Genomic DNA, 21181 nt, shown 5'->3' on the forward strand with positions numbered 1-21181 from the left:
ACTCTCACGGACGCGTCTCTCCCAGCATGCGCAGCCCCTTGTCGATACCGGCCTTAAATCCGGGAATTTTTCCGACTTCTTTTTCTATCGAACGCGGAAGCCCGTCGAACTTACCGGTCTCGAAATTATACTGGTACTTCGCAGCGAGGTTGGCCTGATCCTGGAAGTGCATCTGTCCAGCGCGCTGACCGGGATTCGGGTTCTCGACATCGATGCGGTACTGACCGTGGTTCCACATCGTCTTACTGGTCACCTGAGTGCCGTTGGCGCCGATCATTCCGCTGGCGTTCGGGGCCGGAACCGGATCCGGATAGGGTTCCGTGATCCCGTATTCTTGCCGTTTGCCATTGGCACGCTGGCCGACGACATCAGGGTTGTACGGGTCGTTCTTGAAAGCTGGTTGTGAGGTGTGGCCCTCGGGCAGCCGCTGACAGGCCGCCAGCCCAAGGGGATCCACCCATCCGAAAGGGTTGGGGACGTATGTGGCTGGGTTGTCAGCGGGGATAAGACCGAGCGGGTCCGGGGTGAAGTAGCGGGCCGTCTCGGGGTCGTAATGGCGGAAATAGTTGTAGTGCAGCCCCGTTTCGGGGTCGAAGTACTGGCCTGGGAAACGCAGCGGGGTGTAGGCCGTGCTGTCCGTGGCCCAGGCGGTCGTGCCCCACAGGGTGCTTCTCCTGCGCCAGGCGATCTCGCCCTGTTCGTCGACGAGTTCCGTCGGGGTGCCGACCAAGTCCGTGACGATGGCGAAGAAGCGGGAGTCGATCTCGTGTTGTGGGGTCTCGGCGGTCGTGATGCGTTCCGTCTGGGACAGGGGGTGCAGGCCCTGGTGGTCCCAAGTCAGGGTGACGGGGTGAGGCGTGGACGGGGACCTCGTCGTCTGTTCGCAGAGAGTCGTGCCGTCCCACGTGAAGTCCACCTGTTCCTGGACCGATTCACCGTCCGGGGCCAGGCGCTGCTTCGCGATGCGGCGGCCCAGTGGGTCGTAGCGGTAGCGCCAGCGCGTGCCGTCCGGAGTCGTCACCGACGTCAGACGGTCCTCCGCGTCCCACTCGTAGCGCCACGTGTCCGGCTTGCGCGAGATGCGGGTCTTCTGGCGGAGGGTGACGCGGCCCGCCTCGTCGTGTTCGTAGCGTACGGAGCCGGCTCGGGTGATGCGGGTGCCTACGTACTCCCGGGTGCCGGTCGATTCGCTGCTTGGGTGGTCGGCGGGCCAGGAGGCGGAAGTCTGGTTGCCCGCCTCGTCGTACGCGTACCTCTCCGTCCAGTTCGTCGCATGGACCGCCGTCACCCGGCCCACCGCGTCCAGGTCGAAGTTGCGCCGACCGTTCAGGTCGTCGTCGATGGCCGTGAGGTTGCCGTCGGGGCGGTACGTGTACGTGCGGTGCTGGAGGCGGGTGCCGGCCTGCCCCACCAGGTCCTGTTTCGTCAGGCGGCCCAATGGGTCGAAGGACTGGGTCAGGGTCACCGACTCGCCTATGTGGCGGGTCAGTTCGCGGCCCGCCTCGTCGTGCGTGAAAGTGAGGGTGCGGCCCGACACCACCATGTCGGTGCGGTTGCCCGACGCGTCGTACGACCAGGCGGTGGTCGCACCCGTCGGAGTGCGTCGGCCGATGCGCCGCCCCAGGGCGTCGTAGGCGTAGGTGATCACACGACCGTTGACAGATTCCGCCAGGACGCGGCCCGCTTCGTCCCGGTGAAGGGTCAGCGTCGCGTCCGGGCCGGTCGCCTCGGTCAGGGCGCCCGTCAGGTCGTACGTGTACGTCGTGACCGCTCCGGCCGCGTCCTTGCGGAGCACCTGGCCGAGGACGTCCCGCGTGAAGTGGATCGAGTCGCCGGATGCCGTGGTGCTGGAGGTCAGTTGGCCTGCCGCGTCATGGGTGTACGTCAGCGTGCGGTCGTCGAAGTCCGTTTCCGAGATCAAGCGACCCGTCGCGTCGTAGGTGTAACTCCACGTCAGGCCCTGCGGGTTCACCACGTGTGTGAGGCGTAGTTCCGTGTCGTGGGTGAACTCGTGGCGGACGCCGTCCGGGCCCGTGCGGGCGGCGAGAAGGTCGAAGTGGGTGTACTCGTAACGGGAGACCGCGCCCGAGGCGTCCGTGTGGGCTGTGCAGTTGCCCTCTCCGTCGTACGTCCAGGATTCCGTAGTGCCGTCCGCGGCCGTACGGCGGGACAGGCGGCCCTCCACCGTCCATTCCAGAGCCGTCACCGCACCCGTGGGGTCCGTGATCCGCACCGGGCGGCCGAAGGCGTCACGTGCGTAGCGGGTCACGGCGCCCAGGGGGTCGGTGATCTCCAAGGGGAGGCCCGCCGCATCGCAGCGCACACGCGACACGTGGCCGAGGGCGTCGGTGACCGATGCCAGGTGGCCCCGGTCGTCGTACGTGAAGCGGGTCGTCGTGCCCGAGGCGTCCGTCACCGCCGTGCGGTTGCCGAACTCGTCGAACTGCTGCTCCACTCGTGTGCCGTCCACGCCGGTCACCGTGATCGGCAGGCCCTGGTCGTCGTAGGCGATGCTCGTGTAGCGGCCGTCCGGGCGGATCGCCAGGACCGTGCGGCCCGCCTCGTCGTACGCGTAGCTCGCCGTGCGGCCCAGCGGGTCGGTGACCGTGAGGGGGCGGTGGGCGCGGTCGTGGGTGGTGCGGGTCGTAAAGCCGTCCGGGGCTGTCACGGCGGCCACCTGCACGTCCCTGTTGATCTCGTAACGCGTGCTGTGGCCCAGGGAGTTGACTGCCGTGACGATCCGGTGACCGGTCGTCGGGTCCGGGTCGCCGTAGGTGTACGTGTAGCTCAGGTGGCCCGCCTCGCCACCCTGCGAGACGCAGCGATCCTCGTCGTCGTAGACGTAGTGGTACGAGGAGTTGTTCGTGTCCGTCCAGGCCGTGATGCGGCCGTTCGCGTCGTTGGTGAAGCGGGTGGGGAGGCCGGAGGACTTCGTCACCGCCGACAGGTGGCCCCCGGCGTCATAGCCGAAGCGGACCAGCTCGATGTCTTCGGACGAGGTCAAATGGAGGGACGTGATGCGGCCGCCCTCGGTCGTGATCCTCACGTGGTGGCCCGCCGAGTGCACGATCCCCGTCGGGGTGCCCTCGCCGTCGTACTCGAAGGTCAGCCACTGGCTGCCCGAACGGTCGATGACCTGGGAGAGCAGGGCGATGCCGTTGCCGTCGCCGCCCGGACCCGCGAAGTCCCAGACGCGGCCGGTGACAGGGTCAGTGACGGTGTAGTCGCCGTACTCGTCGACCGTCAGGGGGTGGCCCTCGCCCGCCAGGGGCAGGGTCGGGACTCCCGGCGCCGGGTGTGGGTACGCCAGCAACGAGCCGTCCTCGCGGACGAAGACGACTCCCTCGGCGTCGATCTCAAGGCGCTGGTCTGCCGTCGACGTCCAGCACGGGCCGAACCAGCGGCCCGCACGGTACGACGATTCGAACTGGCGGGAGAAGACCAGCGGTAGACGGGCGGGGAGCGACAGGTCCGTCTGAGGCAGGGACATGCGGCCGGTGGCCATGTCGATCGGGTCGCTGCCGAAGATCTTGCACTTGAGTTCCCGTGCGACGTCCATGAGGCCCCGGCGCGTGCCGTTGCGCGCCGTTCCGATGGCCACGTCCTTGGCCACCCCGCGCAGAGCATCCCGCGCAGCCGCCCGGCCCAGGCCGCCCGCGCCCTTCCCGCCGATCAGGTTCGACAGCAGGTATCCCGCCGAGTCCCCGGGGTCGCTCGACCACCCCGTCCCCAGGATCGACATCGGCAGGCGCTCGGGGTGGGCCGCCGTGCCCACCAGCCCCGCCAGCAGCAGCGAGGAGTTCTTCGACCACTCGCCGGGGTGGGTGAGGTTGTACGGGTCCAGCGGGTTCACCGTGCGGGCCAGCTTCAGGACGTCCGTGCCGCCCCGCAGCAAACCGCCCAGGACGTGGACCGAGTTGAGCTGGGTGCCCACGAAGAGGTCCGCCGCGTCCGCGCCCATGCGGTCGGTGAACTCCGGCTTCGGTGGGGCGGATTCCAGGGCCGCGGCCACCTTGCGGCGGGCCTGGTCGGCGGCCTCCGCGCGCTGGGCGCGGGCCCGGGTAAGGATCTCCTGCGCCTCCTCGCGGCCCGCCGTGCCCGGGTCGACGTACTCGCCCGGGTCGGTCGGCTTAGCCCCAGGGTCCTGGCCCGCCGACGCCTTCGCGTTGTACTGCTCGGCCGCCTGTGTGTACGCCTTCGCCTTGGCGTTGTACGCCTCCCGTGCCTTGCGGCTGGTCTCCTGCGCCTGGCGGTACGTCTCGATCGCCGCCCGCGCCTGCCCCTGCGCCCAGGTCACCGTCTCCGCATACGACTCCAACGCCCCCGCCGCCGCCGTACACGCGTCCGCCGCCGTAAGCCACTGCTTCGGCTGGACGTCGAACTTCGCGCGGAACGCGTCCGCCGCGCGGCCGCGCCACTCGCCCGGGTCGAGGGAGCGCATGCCCTGGCCGACGTTCTCGAAGGCCGCGGCGAACTTCCGCAGGTGACCAGCCCGTTCGCGGAGGGCCCCGGCGCTGCCGTGGATCAGTTCCCTCGGGTCGTCGGTCTCGCCCAGGGCGCGTTCCGCGACCGTGCCGCCCAGGCGGTTGTTGACGCTCTCGCCGAAGTCGCGGACCTTTTCCGCCGCTCCGTCCGCGTCCACGTCCGACAGCAGCCCGGCGGCCTTGCCCGTGCCCCAGTCGACCGCCTCGCCGACGCCCTTGTTCAGGCCCTCGGCCGCGCTCTCCAGACCGTCGCCGAAGTCGTCGACCAGGTCACCGAAGCCCATCAGTCCTCACCCTCGGCCGAGTCGGGCGGTCCGCCCCACTGCCAGTCCGTCCGCGGATCGAGGAACGCGTCCGGTGTCACCGTCGAGGTCGACACGTCCTCCGCCGCCTGCGACCAGGCCGCCTTGACCTCGTCCTGGCCGGACGTGAACGACTCCGCGCTGTAGTCCGCGTTCGCCACCTGGGAGAGGGGGTTGTCCTTCAGCGTGTCCGACCAGGAACGTGCCTTCACCTCGTCGGGAGTCAGATACGGGTTGCCCGTGCCGGCCGTCCACACCGTCTTCAGCGTGTCCGACACGTACTGCTCCTGCTCGTGGTAGATCCCCGCCGACAAGCCCAAGCGGCCCGCGAACTCGTTCGCGTCCTGCATCAGGGAGCGCACGCCCCAGCCCCAGCGGTCGCAGAAGTCCCCGAAGACCTGCTGGAGGCCGTCGTCCCCGACCTCCAGGCCCGTCATCGAGAGGTCGCCGAAGCCGCGGCCCAGATTCGCCTCGAGGTCGAAGCCGAACTCCTTCAGCTCCGCCATCGCCTGGTTGATGCCACGGGTGATCCGTTCCATCGCCTCCGGATCGACCTGGTAGCCGTCGCTCACGCCGCACCGGCTCCTTCCGGAGCGCGGTCCACGGCCACCCTGTCCGGCACGATCCCCGTGACCGGCGGCAGCACGAAGCCCGCCTCGCTGCCCGCGTCCACCGCGATCCCCGACGGGCCTCCCGCCCTCGGGACCACCTGGTCCAGCAGACGCGCGCCGTACACCGGCACCCAGGCGGGCACATCCTCGCCTCTCGCCTCGGCGAACCGTTCCAGGGCGGTGACGTCCGTGAACGCAAACAGCCAGCGGATGCCGCCCACCTCCGCCGACAGCAGCGCGCCGTCGGCCACCGGCACCAGGAGCTCCCTGCGTCGGAACTCCCCCACGGCCTCCCGCGGTTCGTCCACTCCAGCCACCCCCCGTCGCATCCTCCATCGAAGATCGCACAAGCGAACGACGATGCTAGACGATCCGACTGAGAGCCGCCCTCGGTGTTTCAGACAACCGGTGCCGGCTCAGACGACCGGTGCCGGTTTAAACGACCCGCGCCGGTTCAGACGACCGGTGCCGGTTCAGACGACCGGTGCCACCGACACCGCCGACAGCCGGTGGACGTCCTTCGCCGAGCCCGTGACCCCCGACAGGAATCCCTGTGCCCGGGGGGACGCCGTCTCCGTCAGCCAGTCCGGGTCGATGTCGCAGACCGAGACGCGGACCTCCGTGCCGGCCAGGGCGAGGGGCAGAGTGTGGACGACCGTGGACGGGAAGCTGAGGATCGTACGGCCGATGGGGCCCCGGCGGGCGATCAGTTCGAGGGGGAGGTCGGGGCGGACGATCTCCAGGCCCGTCTCCACGGCCAGCCGGTGGAGTTTGTCGGTCGCCTCGCGGCGGTGGGCGAAGTACCGGGTGGCGCCGTGGGTCTTGGCGAGGCCGGTCACCGCCTCCAGGTAGCGGTCGGCGTCCACGACGCCCGTCTCGACGAGTGACGTGCCCACCATGTCCGCGCCCTTGGTGATGCGGGGCGGGCCGAAGCGGGCGCGGGTCCAGGCGAAGGAGTTGACCGACACGGTCACTCCCGCCGGCGTCTCCGTCATCGGCATCGAGGAGAAGATCTCGACTCCCCTGCCCTCCCCCGGCGTCAGGCGCTTGCGGGCCGCCGCCGAGATCGGGGCGAAGGCCAGGTCGCGGGGGCTCGGGCGGCCGCCCTTGCGGTGCCAGCGCACCAGGCGTTCACCGCGGGCCAGTTGGGCGACGAACTCCATCGTCGCCGTGCCGTCGTCGACGACGACCAGGTCGGGGGCGCGGGTGATGGTCAGGAGGAGTTGTACGTAACGGGAGAACGGGTCGCCCAGGACGACACGGTCGGCCCTGCGGAGCATGCCCGCCAGGCCGCCGATGGTCTGGAAGGGGGCCCCGGGACCGCCCCTCGCCTCTTCCCAGCGGACCTCGTGGGCCTCCTCGCGGGCGAGTTCGGCCATGCGGCGCAGCTGGCCGCGGGTCATGGGGTCGATCGGGGACAGCACGACGAGGGTGAGCTCGGCGCCGGGCGCGTGGGCGTGCGCCCACTCCAGCACGTTCAGGAGCTGTACCGGGCTCTCGACGAACGCGAGGGTGCGGGGGCCGGTGTTCCCGGCGCGGGGGCTCATCGACGTACGACCGTCCCGTCGTAAGGCGCTCATGTGGGGCGCGTAAGCAGGAGAGGCGCCGGGTCCTCAGGCGAACGACACCTGAGGACCCGGCACTTGGCGGATCAGACCGAGACCGGCTCGCCGGCCGCCGCGGCGATCTCCGCCTCGGCGACGACGCCCGACACGCGGCGCAGCTTCTTCATCGGGCCGAGCTCGGAGTCGTAGACCTTCTTGACGCCGTCGCCCAGGGAGGCCTCGATGGTGCGGATGTCGCGCACCAGGCGCTGAAGGCCCTGCGGCTCGACCGAGGCGGCCTGGTCGGAGCCCCACATCGCGCGGTCCAGGGTGATGTGGCGCTCGACGAAGGTCGCGCCGAGGGCGACCGCGGCGAGGGTGGTCTGGAGGCCCGTCTCGTGGCCGGAGTAGCCGATCGGGACGTTGGGGTACTCCTCCTGGAGCGTGTTGATCACACGCAGGTTGAGCTCCTCGGCCTTGGCCGGGTAGGTCGAAGTGGCGTGGCAGAGAAGGATGTTGTCCGAGCCGAGGACCTCGACCGCGTGGCGGATCTGCTTCGGCGTCGACATGCCGGAGGAGAGGATGATCGTACGGCCGGTGGCGCGCAGGGCGCGGAGCAGCTCGTCGTCGGTCAGGGAGGCGGAGGCCACCTTGTGGGCCGGGACGTCGAACTTCTCCAGGAAGGCGACGGCCTCGGTGTCCCACGGGGAGGCGAACCAGGCGATCCCCTTCTCCTTGCAGTACTCGTCGATCTGGCGGTACTCGTCCTCACCGAACTCCACGCGGTGGCGGTAGTCGATGTACGTCATCCGGCCCCAGGGGGTGTCGCGCTCGATGTCCCACTGGTCGCGCGGGGTGCAGATCTCGGGGGTGCGCTTCTGGAACTTCACGGCGTCGCAGCCGGCCTCGGCGGCCACGTCGATGAGCTTGAAGGCGTTCTCCAGCTCACCGTTGTGGTTGATGCCGATCTCGCCGCAGATGTAGACGGGCTGGCCGGGACCTGCGATGCGCTCGGTGCCGAAGGTGCGCAGACGGGAGTTGACAGACATGGCGGGTGATTTCCTTACTTGGTGAGGGAGTCGAGAGAGGGGCCGAGGATCCAGCTGGCGATCTCTCGGATCGCGCCGTCGCCACCGGGGACGGTGGTGACCGCACGGGCGGCGCCGCGTACCACGTCGTGGGCGCTCGCGACCGCCACGGGCCAGCCCACGAGGGCGAAGCACGGGAGGTCGTTGACGTCGTTGCCGACGTAGAGCACGCGCTCGGGCGCGATGCCCTGCTCCTCGCACCACTGCTTGAGGGCGAGGTCCTTCCGGTCGATGCCGTGCAGCACGGGGATCTTGAGCTTCCGTGCGCGGGCGGCGACGACCGGGTTCTGCTCCGTGGAGAGGATCAGCATCTCCAGGCCCGACTTGCGCAGGGCGGCGATGCCGAGTCCGTCGCCGCGGTGCACGGAGACGAACTCCTTTCCATCGGCGTCGATCAGCACCCTGTCGTCGGTCTGGGTGCCGTCGAAGTCCAGGACGACCGCGTCGACGTCCTCGAAGGACGGGAGCGCGCCGGGGCGGTCCGCGTCGAAGAGGGGGGCCAGCGCGCGGGCGCGGGCCAGGTCGTGCGGGTCGTCGATCTCCAGCACGCGCGCGGGGTCGGTGCGCACGAGTTCGGTGCGGCCGAAGAAGCGGTGCTGGTGCTTGCGGAAGCCGGGCGCGTCCATGGCGTAGGCGGCGCCGGTCTCCAGGAGGTCCTGGGGGCGGTCCTGGCGGCGGGGGCGGAAGGACTTGTCGTGGTTGACGCCGTAGCCGCCGCCGACGGCCGCCTCGGTCTCGGTGACGGTGCCGGCGGTGGCCTCCGTGTCGGCGTCGCGCCAGATGAAGCCGTGGAAGGGGGCGACGGTGACGGCCGTGTCGGCGCCGTTCTCGACGATCGCGGAGGCCACGCCGTCGATGTCCTCGCGGACGATGAAGGGGCTGGTGCACTGCACGAACACGACCACGTCGACGGCGGAGCCGTGCAGGGCCTCGTGGGCGTCCATGGCGTGCAGGACGGCGGCCTCGGAGGTGGCGGTGTCCCCGGCGATGGCGGCGGGGCGCAGCACGACCTCGGCGCCGGCCGAGCGGGCGGCGGCGGCGATGGCCTGGTCGTCGGTGGAGACGACCACGTCGGTCACCAGGCGGGTGGCACGGCACTCGCGCACCGCCCGGGCCACCAGCGGGACGCCGCCGACGGAGGCGAGGTTCTTCGCGGGCACGCCCTTGGAGCCGCCACGCGCGGGGATCACGGCGAGCACCCGGCGCACGGAGCCACTCCGGCTCGTCTGCGGGTTGGACATGGGGTCTGCTCCTCGGAAAGAGGCGTGGGAGGGGGTCGCGGCGTCTGCGGAAAGGCCCAGGGACGTGCTGGCGGCGTGTCGGGCGGGGCCGCCGAAGGAGTCGCCGTAGGACGTGTTCGCGGCTCCCCGGAACGGCCCGTGGAAGGTGTTCGCCGCGTCGCGGAAGGCGTTCACAGCTCCCCCATCCGCCGGATGACCGGAGCCACCCGCTGCACCCCGTGCCGGTACGCGCCGCGGGCCGCGCGGCGGACGATCTGCCGTACCGGGCCGGGGTCCTTGTCGGCGGCGGGGGCGCCCGGCAGCGGTGTGCCGTCGGGGCCGAGGTGGTGGCGGGCGAGGATGCCGGGCAGGTAGCCGGGGGCCGTGACGGGTGTGTAGTACGGGGTCAGCGGGGGCAGTTCGGGCGAGGCCAGCAGCTTGGTGATGCGCTCGCGGGCCGCGTCGAAGGCGTGCGCGTACGTGCCGTCGGCGACGACGCCCTGCCGGGCCACCCACTCCTCGTCGGGCACCGGCCGGTGTCCCGCGTCGAGCTGGTCCCAGGAGGCGAGGCAGCCGGAGCCCACGAAGTGGTGGTTGCCGAGCACCTCGCGCACGCCGAGGTCGGTCAGGACGACCGTCGGGATACGGCGGTGCAGGGACTCCAGGGCGGCGGTGGAGCTGATGGTGACCAGCAGGTCGGTGTGGTCGAGGACTTGGCCCATGTTCCCGTACACGAGACGGAAGTTGGCCGGCGGATCGAGCCGCTGGACCAGCTTCTGGTACGGCAACTCCTCGATGTGGGTGGTGTGTTCGCCCGGCCTGGAGCGGAGCTTGAGCAGCACCTCGCGCTCGGGGTGCAGCCGGGCGTGCCGGACCAGCCGCTCCAGCAGGTAGGTGCGGTCCCTGCGGTTGTCGGGCACCGAGGGCTGGACCGCGAACACCACGGTGTACGGGGAGTGTTCGCCTTCGTAGGCCGTCCCGCCGAGGAACGGCAGCGCCACCTCGGTCACCGCGGAGGCGTCGGCGCCCACCCCCTCGTACACCGCGCGGAAACGCTCGGCGTCCTGGCGGGAGTTGGCGAGGACGAGGTCGGCTCCGTGCCGCAGGAGCAGGCCGTCGGCGAGCTTCTCGTAGACGACTCCGACGTACCCGGTGACGACGACGGGCCGCCTCTCAGAACCGGACTGCTTCTCAGAACCGGACTGCCTCTCAGAACCGGGCCGCCCCTCAGAACCGGCCCCCTTCCCCAGGCCGTCCCAGACCCGCGCGAGGCCGTGCAGCATCGCCTGGACGCCGCCGCCGACCAGGGCCAGCACCACGATGTCGTACGACGTCTCGGCCATGGCGCGCAGGAACTCGACGGCGGTGACCTCCCGCAGCGAGTCCGCCCGCACGCCCACTTCGTCGAGCTGGCGCGGGGTGGGGGTGGCCCGGCCGCGCAGCAGGAATCCGTCCAGCGTGAAGCCGACTTGCGCCCCGCCTCGCGGGGCGGCTTCCATGGACGGACCGGGGGCGATGCGGTCGGCGGTCAGCGCACCCCATTTCCAGCGGGTGTCGGAGTCCGCGAGGACGGCGATTCGGAGGGACTTCGGAGAACTTGGCGGCACGAGGAAGACGCTAGGAAGCAATTCCAAGGTCCGGCCCAACCGCGAATCAACGAAAAGTTAACAACACCCCACCGAGAGCCGAACTGGCCCGCCGGAGCCCGGGAAGTACACGGGATGCACCGATCCGACACATCGAGTTCACCCGAAGTACCCTTTCCGTAAAGTTCAGCTGCCGGACCGCCTTCTAGCGTTTCTCGGGTGCCTAAGCTCTCCGTCATCGTGCCGTTCTACAACGTGCAGCAATACGCCCCGGACACTCTCCGAAGTCTGCGTCTGAATGCCCGCCAGGATTTCGAGTTCGTGCTGGTGAACGACAAATCCAAGGACGAAACCCCGGCCATTCTCGACCGCGCGGCCGAGGAGCTCTCGGACGTCGCCCAGGTGCAGGTGCTGCACCACGAGACGAACGGCGGGCTCGCCACCGCGCGCAACACCGGCCTGGACGCGGCCCGGGGCGAGTACCTGACCTTCCTGGACGGTGACGACTGGCTCGCGCCGGGTTACCTCACCGAACTGGTCACCGCCATCGAGGAGTTGGGCTGCGACTTCGTCCGCACCGACCATGTGCAGACGGTGGCGCGCGCCCGGACCGTGCACCGGGTGCCGATAGGACGGCGGAACGAGGTGCTGAACCCGCGGGAGGCGATCCTGCCCGCCGACCGCTCGACCTCGGTGGACTACGCGTACGCGTGGGCCGGTGCCTACCACCGCCGGCTGCTCGACCGGGGTCTGCTGCACTTCACCGACGGGCTGCGCACGGCCGAGGACCGGCCGTGGATCTGGAAGCTGCACCGCGAGGCGGAGTCGTTCGCCGTGCTGAGCCTGCTCGGCGTGTTCTACCGGCGCGGGGTGGCCTCCTCCCTCACCCAGATCGGCGACGCCCGCCAGCTCGACTTCATCCGCGCCTTCGACCAGGTCATCGAGGAGACGGCGGCGGACCCGGACGCCGACCGGCTGCTGCCGAAGGCGGTGCGCACCTACTGCGCGATCATCGCCCACCATCTCTCCGACGAGTCCAAGTGGGAACCCTCCGTGGCCCGGCAGCTGCGGACCCTGAGCGCGGCGGCCGTCAAGCGGATGCCGCAGGACATGCTCGGTGACGTGCTCGACACCATGGACCTGGACCGCTCCGCCAAGCTGCGGCGGCTGCGGCGGCGGGTCACCTCAGCGAAGGCGGCCGCGTGATGCCCACGACCAGCTCCCGCACCAGCCCCGGTACGGCCCGGATCTCCCGCACCAGCCCCGGTACCACCCAGATCTTCTGCGCCTCGACGCTCTACGGCGCCGTCACCCTGGCCGCCGCGATCGACTCGGACCTCTTCGACGAGGCCGAGCGGCGGGTGCTGCTGGTGTTCAACAACACCGCGACACCGGAGATCTCGACACCGCTGGACGAGATGCCGGGCTTCGCGCCGCTGCGGGACCACTTCGACGAGGTGCTGTCCTGGAACGAGGCCATCCGCCCCTTCCACCCGGGGTCCTGGGCTCCGCGCCCCGACGACATCCCCCTCTTCGAGCGCTATCTGCGTCTGCTGTGGGACCTCGGCGAGGACCGGGTCGAACTGGTCCTGGAGTCCATCCAGGTCGCCCCGGCCCTCACCGTCGCGCAGATCTTCACCGGTGCCCCCGTCGACGTGTACGCGGACGGCCTGATGAGCTACGGCCCCACCCGCAACAAGCTCGACCCGCTGGTCGGCACCCGGGTGCGCCGCCTGCTGCACCTGGACCTGATCGCGGGCCTCACGCCGATGCTGCTGACCGAGTTCGACGTGCCGCCGGTCGTGGTGCCGACGTCCGCGTTCCTCAAGGCGATGGGTGAAGTCACCGCGTCTGTCGAGGAGTTGCCGCTGGTCCCGGACGAGACGGCCCTGCTGCTCGGGCAGTACCTCTCCGCGCTGGACATCCTCTCCCCCGAGGAGGAGGAGGACCTGCACGTACGGATGCTGAAGGGCGCGGCCGCCAAGGGGCACCGCTCGCTCGTCTTCAAGCCGCACCCGAGCGCACCGGCCCGCTTCAGCCGCGCCCTGGAGGCCGAGGCCGAGCGGCTGAGCGTCGAACTCACCGTCCTGGACGTGCCGGTGCTCGCCGAGGTGCTGTTCGAGAAGGCCCGGCCGGCGCTGGTCGTGGGCTGTTTCTCCACCGCGCTGTTCACGGCCTCGGCCCTCTACGACCTGCCGGCCGCGCGGATCGGTACCGAGCTGCTCCTCCAGCGGCTGACGCCGTACCAGAACAGCAACCGCGTCCCGGTGGTGCTGGCGGACGCGGTGCTGCCGGACCTGGAGGGGCGCCACGGCGAGGAGGCGCTGTCGGTGGACACGCTCAACGAGCTGATCCCCGCGCTGAGTTACACCCTTCAGCCGCAGATTTACCCGCCGCTGCGTCCGGTCGCGGAGCGCTATCTCTCGAAGCACTTCGGCCCGCGCACCCGCCGCTACTTCCGCAAGAAGCGGCTCACCGCGCTCGGTCTGCCCGGCGGCATTCCCGGACGGCTGGCCTTCCTGCCCCACAACGCGACCGCCCGCCGGGTGGTGCGCCGGGCACGGGCGCTGAAGAAGTCCGTGAAGCGGTAGGGGTTGCGCTGCGCGCGGTCGGGGTTGCTCCGCGAGCGGCCGAGGTTGCTCCGAGGGGCCGGGAACAGTGCGGGAATCCTGTCCGTCGCCCAGGTGAACCCTTGGAGAGAGCTGGGCGAAGAGCGATCTCGTCGAACAAAAGTACTCAAGCGTGGTGCCTAACCTGCTGGTGGACGCCACTTCTCCCTGCTAGGGGTTACCACCGTGACCGAGACGGTCGTGAGCACCACCCAGCCGCAGCCCGTCCCGGCCGCGCCCGTTCAGGTCGCCCCCGTGAAGCGCTCCGGGGGCCGCCTCCGGGCGCTGGACGGGCTGCGGCTGATCGCCGCGCTGATGGTGGCGCTGTACCACTACGGCGGACGCGGCGGCGAGGTCACGAAAGCCTGGGGCAGCTCGGCCGACCAGCAGTTCCCCACCCTGCACACGCCGTTCGCCTACGGCTGTCTCGGCGTCCAGATCTTCTTCGTCATCAGCGGCTTCGTGATCTGCATGAGCGGCTGGGGCCGCCCGCTGCGCTCGTTCTTCGCCTCCCGGGTGTCCCGGCTGATGCCGGCGTACTGGGCGGCCGTGCTCCTCGTGGCCGGGGTGTTCGCCCTGCCGTGGGTGGCCTACAGGACGGTCTCGCCGAGCGACGCACTGGTGAACCTGACGCTGCTCCAGCAGCCGCTGGGCGTGGACCGGGTGCTGGGCGTGGACTGGACGCTGTGGGCGGAGATCCGTTTCTACGCCCTGTTCGCGCTGGTGGTCGTCCTGCCGGGGGCGACCCGGCGCCGGGTCGTGATGTTCTGCGCCTGCTGGACGCTGGCGGCGGCGATCGCGCAGGGTGCGAGGATGCCGCTGCTGGACATGGTGCTGATGCCGGAGTACGCGCCGTTCTTCATCGGCGGGATGGGGCTCTACCTCATCCACCGCGATCGCAGGGACGCCACCGCGTGGGGCATCGTCGCCGTCAGCTTCCTGATCGGCCAGCACTACGCGGTGCGTGACCTGTGGAACGTCTCGGACCCGCACGCCTTCGCGCACCGGACGTCGTACGGCATCATCCTGGTCGTCGCCTTCGGCTTCCTGGCGGTCGCCGCGATCGCGCTGGGCTGGCTGGACCGGGCGAACTGGCGCTGGCTGACGGTGGCCGGGGCGCTGACGTACCCCTTCTACCTGGTGCACGAACACCTGGGCTGGGTGGTCATCCGCGTCCTGCACCGCACCCTGGGCCTCCCGTCATCGGCGACCTTCGCCCTGACGATCACCTCGATGCTGACCCTGGCCTGGCTCCTGACCCGCTTCGTCGAGGACCGCCTTACGCCACGGCTGCGCACGGCACTCAACAAGGTGCACTGAGCCGGGCGTCCGGGGGCCGGGCGCGCAGACAAGGCGTGCGGAGCTGTTCATCCGGCGTTCGCTTCTCCGCCCGCGGGGCCGTTGCCGACTGAGCAGACTGGTCTCATGGGCGACGCACAGCAGACGCACACGTATCCCGGTGAACTCCGTGACGTACCCGGGTGGTTCCCGCCGCTCGACCAGACGCTGTTCAACTGGTTCCTGGAACGCCAGGAGGAACCGGGTGACCTGCTGGAACTGGGCGTGTACATGGGCAAGAGCGCGATCCTGCTGGGTCGGCATCTGCGGGACGGCGAACGGTTCACGGTGTGTGATCTGTTCGGGGGCGAGGCACCGGACGGCGCCAACCGCGCGGAGGCGACGAAGTCGTACGCCTCCCTCACCCGGCAGGCCTTCGAGCGGAACTACCTCTCCTTTCACGACGTCCTGCCGAAGGTGATCGAGGGCCCCACCTCGGTCGTCCCCGGCGAAGTGGCTCCGGGCACCTGCCGGTTCGTGCACATCGACGCCTCGCACCTCTACGAGCACGTGCACGGCGACATCGGTGCCGCCCGCGAGATCCTGCGCCCGGAGGGGATCGTCGTCCTGGACGACTTCCGCTCCGAGCACACCCCGGGCGTCTCGGTCGCCGTGTGGGAGGCGGTGCTGAACCGCGGTCTGCGACCGGTCTGCCTCAGCACCCAGAAGCTGTACGCCACCTGGGGTGATCCGGAGCCGGTCCAGGAGGAGCTGCTGGCGATGCTGCGCGGGCGGACCGACGTCGGCCTGAGTGTGCAGGAGGCCGCCGGTCACCGGCTGGTGCGGGCGCGGGCCCAGAAGATGCAGCCGCCCCCGTTCCCGCACTCCCGTCACTACGTGGCACCCGCGGGCACCCCCGAAGCCGCCCCGAGGCCCCGGCGCTCTCCGGCCCGCCGCATCGCCGTGGACCTGCTGCCGCCCGTGGTCACTCGCGCGGTGCGGAAGGCGCTGGCCCGGTAGCCCCGTACCGCCCCTCGATCCCCGCCAGCACCAGCGCCAGCCCCTCCTCGTAATGCTGGTCGAAGTCCTGGAAGATCTCCGCGCCCGCCGCGGCCGACAGGGGGAAGTCGGCCATCAGGCGGGCGCGTTCGGCCACGTCGAAACCTTCTCGGCGTTCGCCCGGCATGGGCTCCACGCCCTGTTCCTCGATGACGAAACCGAGCGTGTAGAGGTACGACGTCGAGGTGGCGCGGACCGCCTGGGCGAGGGTGAATCCGGCGGCCGTGAAGAGGGCCAGGGTCCCCTCCATCTGCTCGACGTGGACCAGGCCCGTGAAGCGTGAGCCGCTGTAGACCTTGGCGCCGTCGCGGTAGCCGAGCAGGGCGGTGCGCAGTCCGCGGTTGGCCTTGAGCAGCCGTTCCCGCCAGGTGTCGGACGGGTCGAGAGCGGTGCCCGCGACCATGCGCCGGTACATCTCCGTGGCCATCTCGTCGAGCAGGGCCTGCTTGTCCTTGAAGTGCCAGTACAGGGCGGGTGCCTTGACGTCGAGTTCCCTGGCGATGGCCCGCAGGGTGAGGCCGTCGAGGCCCACGTCGTTCAGGAGCTTCAGCGCGGTGCCGGCGACGCGTGCGCGGTCGAGGGGTGGGCGTTTCTCCGTACTCACGCTTGACAGCTTAACAGCGTTAAGGGCACGCTCGGAGGGAAGAGCACTTAACAGCGTTAAGGAGTGGTCATGAACACGGACGTACTGGTCGTCGGCGCCGGCCCCACCGGCCTCGCCCTCGGCATCGACCTCGCCCGGCGGGGCGTGGACGCGCTGGTCGTGGAGAAGGCGGACCGGCTGTTCCCGGGCTCGCGCGGCAAGGGCATCCAGCCGCGCACGATGGAGGTCTTCGACGACCTCGGCGTGCTCGACGCGATCCATGCCGTCGGCGGCACGTACCCGGTCGGGATGGTCTGGCAGGACGGCGAGCGGGTGGGCGAGCACCGGATGTTCGAGCCGGCCGAGGTCACGGACGACTCGCCGTACAACGCGCCCTGGATGGTGCCCCAGTGGCGCACGCAGGAAGTGCTGTTCGCGCGGCTCGTGGAGCTCGGCGGCCGGGTGTCCTTCGGACGGGAGGTCATCGGGTTCGAACAGGACGCCGACGGGGTGACCGTGCGCTTCGCGACCGGCCCCGAGATCCGCGCCCGCCATCTCGTCGCCGCCGACGGCGGCCGCTCGGTCGTCCGCAGGACACTCGGGATCGGCATGACCGGCGAGACCGTCGACCCCCACCCGATGCTCGTCGCGGACGTCCGCATCACGGGCCTGGACCGCGACAACTGGCACATCTTCCCGCCCCGCGATGACGGCTCCGCCTACCTCGCCATCTGCCCGCTGGCCGGCACGGACGACTTCCAGGTCGTGGCCCAGTTCCCGGAGGGCACCGACGTGGATCTGTCCCCCGACGCGATCCGCGAGGTCGTCGCGGCCCGCTCCCACCTCGCCCCCGAGTCCGTCACCGAGGTCCGCTGGGCCTCCGACTTCCGGCCCCGCGCGGCCCTCGCCGACGCCTTCCGCTCCGGCCGGGTCCTCCTCGCGGGCGACGCGGCCCACGTCCACTCCCCGGCGGGCGGGCAGGGCCTGAACACGAGCGTCCAGGACGCGTACAACCTGGGCTGGAAACTGGCAGCGGTCCTGCGGTCCGGGGCCCCGGCGGATCTCCTGGACACCTACGAGGAGGAGCGCCGGCCCGTCGCCGCCCACATGCTCGGCATCTCGACGGGCGTGCACCGCGGGGAGGTCCGCCGCGGGGACGCCACCCGGCAACTGAACCTGGGGTACCGGGAGTCGTCCCTGAGCGAGGAGACCCGTACGGCGGTGACCGGGCTCCGCGCGGGCGACCGCGCCCCCGACGGCAAGCTCGACGGCACCCGGCTCTTCGACGCGTTCCGGGGCCCGCACTGGACGCTGGTGGCCGTCGGGACCGAGGCGCCCGAACTGCCGGAAGCGGTGCGGGTGGTCACGGGCGAGGAGCAGCCGTCGTACGGCAAGGGGCTGTTCCTGGTCCGTCCCGACGGCTATGTGGGCTGGGCGGGCGAGGACACCGGCACGCTGACCGACTACGTCCGGCGGCTGGTCACGCGCTAGCCAGCGAGAGCTTCACCGCGAACCCCAGGAACAGCGCTCCCGCGGCGGACGTCGCCCCGGCCGACAGCAGCCGCCTGCGGCGGAAGGCCTCCGCCAGCTTCGTCCCGCTGAATATCAGCACGGTGAGGTACAGGAAACTGGCCACCTGGGCGAACGCCCCGAGCACCACGAAGGAGACGGCCGGATACGCGTAGGCCGGGTCCACGAACTGCACGAAGAAGGCGATGAAGAACAGGATCGCCTTGGGGTTGAAGAGGCTGATCACGAGGGCCTTGCGGTACGGCCGCTCGGCGGGGCCCTCGGCGGCGACCTCCGCGTCGGCCACCGGTGAGCGGCGACTCCGCCACATCCCCCACGCGGCCCGCAGCATCCCGACCGCGAGCCAGGTCAGATACCCGGCCCCGGCGTACTTCACGATCCCGAACAGCACGGCGTTGGCCTGGAGCAGCGAGGCCACCCCGGCCGCGGACAGTGTCATCAGCACGGTGTCCCCGCACCACACCCCGGCCGCGGCGGTGTACCCGGCCCGTACGCCCCGCCGCGCGGCGACGGAGACGACGTAGAGCGAGTTGGGCCCGGGCAGCAGCACGATCAGGACGAGGCCTGCCAGGTAGGTGGGGAGGTCGATGACACCGAACATGCAGACGAGTGTCGCATTCAGAACGCGTCGGAAGGAACGTACGTGCCCCACACCTCGCGCAGGGCGCCGCACACCTCGCCGACCGTCGCCCGGGCCCTGAGGGCGTTCTTCATGGGGTACAGCACGTTGTCCTCGCCCTCGGCGGCCTTCTTGAGGGCGGCCAGGGCGGCGTCCACGGCGGCGCCGTCGCGTTCGGCGCGGAGCCGGGCGAGGCGCTCGGTCTGCTGGGACTCGATCGCGGGGTCGACCCGGAGGGGCTCGTACGGCTCCTCCAGGTCGAGCTGGAAGCGGTTGACGCCGACCACGACCCGCTCGCCCGAGTCGGTCTCCTGCGCGATGCGGTACGCGTTCCGCTCGATCTCGTTCTTCTGGAAGCCGTGCTCGATGGCCGACACCGCGCCGCCGAGGTCCTCGACCTTCCGCATCAGGTCCAGCGCGGCCTCCTCCACGTCGTCGGTCATCCGCTCGACGACGTACGACCCGGCGAAGGGGTCGACCGTCGCGGTCACGTCCGTCTCGTGGGCCAGCACCTGCTGGGTGCGCAGGGCGAGGCGGGCGGACTTGTCCGTCGGCAGGGCGATCGCCTCGTCGAAGGAGTTGGTGTGCAGGGACTGGGTGCCGCCGAGGACGGCCGCGAGACCCTGCACCGCGACCCGGACGAGGTTCACCTCCGGCTGCTGGGCGGTCAGCTGGACGCCCGCGGTCTGGGTGTGGAAGCGCAGCATCAGCGACTTCGGGTTCTGCGCGCCGAACTCCTCCCGCATCACCCGCGCCCAGATCCGGCGGGCGGCACGGAACTTGGCCACCTCCTCCAGGAGCGTCGTACGGGCGACGAAGAAGAAGGACAGGCGGGGTGCGAAGTCGTCGACGTCCATGCCGGCCGCGACCGCCGTACGGACGTACTCGATGCCGTCGGCGAGGGTGAAGGCGATCTCCTGCGCGGGCGAGGCCCCCGCCTCCGCCATGTGGTAGCCGGAGATCGAGATCGTGTTCCACCGCGGGATCTCGGCCCCGCAGTACTTGAAGATGTCCGCGGTCAGACGCAGGGAGGGCTTCGGCGGGAAGATGTACGTGCCGCGCGCGATGTACTCCTTCAGCACGTCGTTCTGGATCGTGCCGGTGAGCCTGTCGGCCGGGACTCCCTGTTCCTCCGCGACCAGTTGGTACAGGAGCAGGAGGAGGGCGGCCGGGGCGTTGATCGTCATCGACGTCGACACCTCTCCCAGCGGGATCCCTCCGAACAGCACCCGCATGTCGTCGATCGAGTCGATGGCCACGCCCACCTTGCCGACCTCGCCGTGCGCGATCGGGGCGTCCGAGTCGTGGCCCATCTGGGTGGGCAGGTCGAAGGCGACCGACAGGCCCGTGGTGCCGTGGGCGATCAGCTGCCGGTAGCGGGCGTTGGACTCCACGGCCGTGCCGAAACCGGCGTACTGGCGCATGGTCCAGGGGCGGCCGGTGTACATCGACGGGTACACGCCCCGCGTGAAGGGGTACGCGCCCGGCGCACCGAGCTTCTCCGCGGGATCCCAGCCCTGAAGGGCCTCGGGACCGTAGACGGGTTGGATGGGCAGTCCGGACTCCGACTCACGCGTCATGCCCACCACCGTATTGCGGTGTCGCGGGGAGCGCCGCCGGGTGGTCGGCGACCGGGGGAAACGGGCCGGGCCGCTCATCGGGGGGCGACCGGGTCGTTCGTCGGGGGGCGACCGGGTCGTTCGTCGGCGGGCGAGTGGGTCGTTCGTCGGCGGGCGAGTGGGGGGAGACATCGAGGGGATGTCGGTGAGACGGCTGGGGGTCCGGATGCGTACTACGGGCATGGGGCGAGGGTTCGCGGCACTGCTGGTCCTGGCGATGGCCTGCGGCTGCACGGTGCAGGGCAGCGGTGAGGACGGCGACGGCGGGCGACATCTCCCCGTGCGGATCGAGGTGCCGAAGCGCAGTACCCCGCCGGCGCGGGACCCCGGCGCCGAGGCGACGCCGTCGGCACAGGACCCCAAACCCGGCACGACACCGCCGAGCACTTCCGCCGCGTCCGGCCCCGTGCTGTGGTCGCGCGGCGACACGGGGCCCGGCGTGCGGGAGCTCCAGGCCCGGCTGCGGCAGGTCGCCTGGCTCTACGACGGCCCGACGGGGTCGTACGACGATCTCACCGAGCGGGCGGTGAAGGGGTTCCAGGGCAAGCGCGGGCTGCCGAGGACCGGGCGGACCGACACGGTCACCTGGAAGCGGCTGAAGGCCATGACCCACGAGCCGGGCAAGTGGGAGCTGTACCTGATGGGCGGGCAGCCGGCCGACGCCCCTGACCCGCGCTGTCTGACCGGGCGGGTGCTGTGCATCAGCAAGACGAGCCGGACCCTGCGCTGGATGATCGACGGCCGCACGCTGACGACCGTGTCGGTCCGTTTCGGCTCGGTGGGCACCCCGACCCGGGAGGGTGTGTTCCGCGTCTACTGGAAGTCACGCCACCACGTGTCGACGCTCTACGACTCCCCCATGCCGTACGCGATGTTCTTCAGCGGGGGCCAGGCGGTGCACTACTCGGCCGACTTCGCGGCCCATGGCTACGCGGGCGGCTCGCACGGCTGCGTCAACGTGCGGGACGAGGGGGCGATCGCGAGCCTGTTCGCCCAGGTGCGGAACGGCGACAAGGTCGTCGTTTACTGGTGAGCACTGAAGGTTAAGG

Annotated in this window: 16 protein-coding genes; 6 read left to right on the top strand and 10 right to left on the bottom strand. The window is 70.6% G+C overall.

The window, feature by feature from the left end; all coding sequences use genetic code 11:
- Positions 1–4: 4 nt before the first annotated feature.
- The 7 genes from IF54_RS0110520 to IF54_RS0110550 all read right to left on the bottom strand — a co-directional run bounded on the left by IF54_RS0110520 (position 5) and on the right by IF54_RS0110550 (position 10856).
- A complete protein-coding gene (locus tag IF54_RS0110520) occupies positions 5–4768 on the bottom strand; it encodes a putative T7SS-secreted protein (protein WP_078851930.1) in 4764 nt (1587 codons plus the stop codon).
- Positions 4768–5358, bottom strand: a complete 591-nt coding sequence (locus IF54_RS0110525) for a hypothetical protein (RefSeq protein WP_051735392.1) — start codon at positions 5356–5358, stop codon at positions 4768–4770. Before IF54_RS0110525 ends, IF54_RS0110520 begins: the two co-directional genes overlap by 1 nt.
- The gene (locus IF54_RS0110530) at positions 5355–5705 is read right to left on the bottom strand and encodes an SseB family protein (protein WP_078851931.1); all 351 of its coding nucleotides are present in this window, start codon (positions 5703–5705) and stop codon (positions 5355–5357) included. The genes IF54_RS0110525 and IF54_RS0110530 overlap by 4 nt, the downstream gene beginning before the upstream one ends.
- 165 nt (positions 5706–5870) lie before the next feature.
- Complete coding sequence (locus tag IF54_RS0110535; RefSeq protein ID WP_030316907.1) at positions 5871–6944, bottom strand: hypothetical protein; 1074 nt, start codon at positions 6942–6944, stop codon at positions 5871–5873.
- A gap of 104 nt (positions 6945–7048) precedes the next feature.
- Positions 7049–7990: an N-acetylneuraminate synthase family protein gene (locus IF54_RS0110540; protein WP_020141223.1), complete on the bottom strand. Its 942-nt coding sequence runs from the start codon at positions 7988–7990 to the stop codon at positions 7049–7051.
- A 14-nt stretch (positions 7991–8004) separates the two neighbouring features.
- Positions 8005–9270: an N-acylneuraminate cytidylyltransferase gene (locus tag IF54_RS0110545; RefSeq protein WP_030316909.1), complete on the bottom strand. Its 1266-nt coding sequence runs from the start codon at positions 9268–9270 to the stop codon at positions 8005–8007.
- A gap of 170 nt (positions 9271–9440) precedes the next feature.
- Positions 9441–10856, bottom strand: coding sequence for a DUF6716 putative glycosyltransferase (locus IF54_RS0110550; RefSeq protein ID WP_030316911.1), 1416 nt, complete (start codon positions 10854–10856; stop codon positions 9441–9443).
- 198 nt (positions 10857–11054) lie between these two features.
- Between IF54_RS0110550 and IF54_RS0110555 the strand changes: the two genes are divergently transcribed.
- The 4 genes from IF54_RS0110555 (at position 11055) to IF54_RS0110570 (ending at position 15742) form a co-directional block, all read left to right on the top strand.
- A complete protein-coding gene (locus IF54_RS0110555) occupies positions 11055–12041 on the top strand; it encodes a glycosyltransferase family 2 protein (RefSeq protein WP_030316913.1) in 987 nt (328 codons plus the stop codon).
- A complete protein-coding gene (locus tag IF54_RS0110560) occupies positions 12041–13426 on the top strand; it encodes an alpha-2,8-polysialyltransferase family protein (protein WP_234438959.1) in 1386 nt (461 codons plus the stop codon). The genes IF54_RS0110555 and IF54_RS0110560 overlap by 1 nt, the downstream gene beginning before the upstream one ends.
- Before the next feature lie 204 nt (positions 13427–13630).
- Complete coding sequence (locus IF54_RS0110565) at positions 13631–14764, top strand: acyltransferase family protein (protein ID WP_030316916.1); 1134 nt, start codon at positions 13631–13633, stop codon at positions 14762–14764.
- Positions 14765–14869: 105 nt separating this feature from the next.
- Positions 14870–15742, top strand: a complete 873-nt coding sequence (locus tag IF54_RS0110570) for a class I SAM-dependent methyltransferase (protein WP_030316917.1) — start codon at positions 14870–14872, stop codon at positions 15740–15742.
- Here IF54_RS0110570 and IF54_RS0110575 read toward each other — a convergent pair.
- Positions 15708–16385, bottom strand: a complete 678-nt coding sequence (locus IF54_RS0110575; RefSeq protein WP_030316918.1) for a TetR/AcrR family transcriptional regulator — start codon at positions 16383–16385, stop codon at positions 15708–15710. The two genes, IF54_RS0110570 and IF54_RS0110575, sit on opposite strands and share 35 nt — an antisense overlap.
- 69 nt (positions 16386–16454) lie before the next feature.
- Here IF54_RS0110575 and IF54_RS0110580 point away from each other — a divergent pair, with 69 nt between their 5' ends.
- Entirely contained in the window at positions 16455–17855 is a 1401-nt protein-coding gene (locus IF54_RS0110580) for an FAD-dependent oxidoreductase (protein ID WP_030316921.1), read from the top strand.
- Here the strand turns inward: IF54_RS0110580 and leuE are convergent.
- Together leuE and IF54_RS0110590 are read right to left on the bottom strand one after the other, a co-directional pair.
- The gene (leuE, locus tag IF54_RS0110585) at positions 17845–18495 is read right to left on the bottom strand and encodes a leucine efflux protein LeuE (RefSeq protein ID WP_030316923.1); all 651 of its coding nucleotides are present in this window, start codon (positions 18493–18495) and stop codon (positions 17845–17847) included. The two genes, IF54_RS0110580 and leuE, sit on opposite strands and share 11 nt — an antisense overlap.
- 17 nt (positions 18496–18512) lie before the next feature.
- Positions 18513–20093: an acyl-CoA mutase large subunit family protein gene (locus IF54_RS0110590; RefSeq protein ID WP_030316926.1), complete on the bottom strand. Its 1581-nt coding sequence runs from the start codon at positions 20091–20093 to the stop codon at positions 18513–18515.
- A gap of 220 nt (positions 20094–20313) precedes the next feature.
- On the opposite strand from IF54_RS0110590, the gene IF54_RS0110595 reads away from it, so the two are divergent.
- Positions 20314–21165, top strand: a complete 852-nt coding sequence (locus IF54_RS0110595) for a L,D-transpeptidase family protein (protein ID WP_030316928.1) — start codon at positions 20314–20316, stop codon at positions 21163–21165.
- Positions 21166–21181 lie beyond the last annotated feature (16 nt).

The organism is Streptomyces sp. NRRL B-3229 (assembly GCF_000719505.1).
Taxonomy (GTDB): Bacteria; Actinomycetota; Actinomycetes; order Streptomycetales; family Streptomycetaceae; genus Streptomyces; species Streptomyces griseorubiginosus.